Source organism: Microcoleus sp. T3_D1 (assembly GCF_036700405.1).
GTDB lineage: Bacteria > Cyanobacteriota > Cyanobacteriia > Cyanobacteriales > Microcoleaceae > Microcoleus.
On record NZ_JAUBOV010000207.1, the window covers coordinates 1 to 1,214 of the forward strand.

General features: G+C 41.6%; 2 protein-coding genes. Both read left to right on the forward strand.

The window, feature by feature from the left end:
* Positions 1 to 200 (forward strand): hypothetical protein (locus QT992_RS33405; protein ID WP_333378768.1); only part of this gene is annotated, 200 nt, incomplete at its 5' end.
* 106 nt (positions 201 to 306) lie between these two features.
* The gene (locus tag QT992_RS33410) at positions 307 to 915 is read left to right on the forward strand and encodes a transposase (RefSeq protein WP_333343079.1); all 609 of its coding nucleotides are present in this window, start codon (positions 307 to 309) and stop codon (positions 913 to 915) included.
* Positions 916 to 1,214: the final 299 nt, after the last annotated feature.

Consider the following 1,214-nt stretch of genomic DNA (forward strand, 5'->3'; position numbering starts at 1 on the left):
GGTTATTGGTTGGGTGGGGGCGGGTTTATCTAGATTGTCTGCTGGTATTAAATATTATTCGTAAAACCCGCCCCTACAATCGCCCTCCGGGGCGGGTTTCACCAACAATCTATATGAGAAGCCAACAATATCATAAACCCGCCCTGCCCAACGACAAATCCGAATCAATATTCTTTGCATTCGATCGCACATCAGGTTAATCTAGGTTATTGGTTGGGTGGGGGCGGGTTTATCTAGATTGTCTGCTGGTATTAAATATTATTCGTAAAACCCGCCCCTACCGCCTGTGTTTTTGGGAAAAAGATTATGAAATACGATCGCAACAAACACCACCGCCACTCAATTCGCCTGCCTGGATATGATTATACGACTCCCGGTGCGTATTTTATCACTATTTGCAGTTGGCAGCGTGAATGTTTATTCGGCGAAGTCATTGATAATACAATGCAATTGAGTCCCTATGGTAAAACAGTTTTATTCAATTGGAGCATTCTTCCCAAACGTTATCAAAATGTGGCATTAGATAATTTTATTGTGATGCCAAATCACGTCCACGCGATTATTGTTTTGAAAGACAGCACAGAAATAAATTATACAGAATCGGATAAATTGGCGCTGAGAAAATCAAAAATCCATCCTTTATCGGAAATTGTGCGGGGTCTGAAAACATCTTCAGCGCGGCGAATTAACCAAATGCGATATTTGACTGCCGTATCAGTTTGGCAACGAGGTTATTACGAACATATCATCCGCAATGAAGAATCATTAGTTGCTATTCGGGAATACATCATTAATAATCCTTTGTCGTGGGCAAAAGATGAATTATATCCTCATAATTCAGTCAAAATTAATGAATCTAGTCCGTTGTCGATCGAATGTAATGGCAAATCTTATCTACAGTCGATCGTACTATAACATTGTGTCGATAGCCCTCCGGGGCGGGTTTTACCAATAATCTATGTGAAAAACTAACAATCTCAAAAACCCGCCTCCACCCAACCACAAATCGGCATCTACATTTGTGAAATACGATCGCACATCAGGTTAATCTAGGTTATTGGTTGGGTGGGGGCGGGTTTATCTAGATTGTCTGCTGGTATTAAATATTATTCGTAAAACCCGCCCCTACGATAGCGTGTAGGGGCGGGTTCACCAACCATTTATGTCAGAAACCAACAATATAATAAACCCGCCCCCACCCAACGACAAATCTC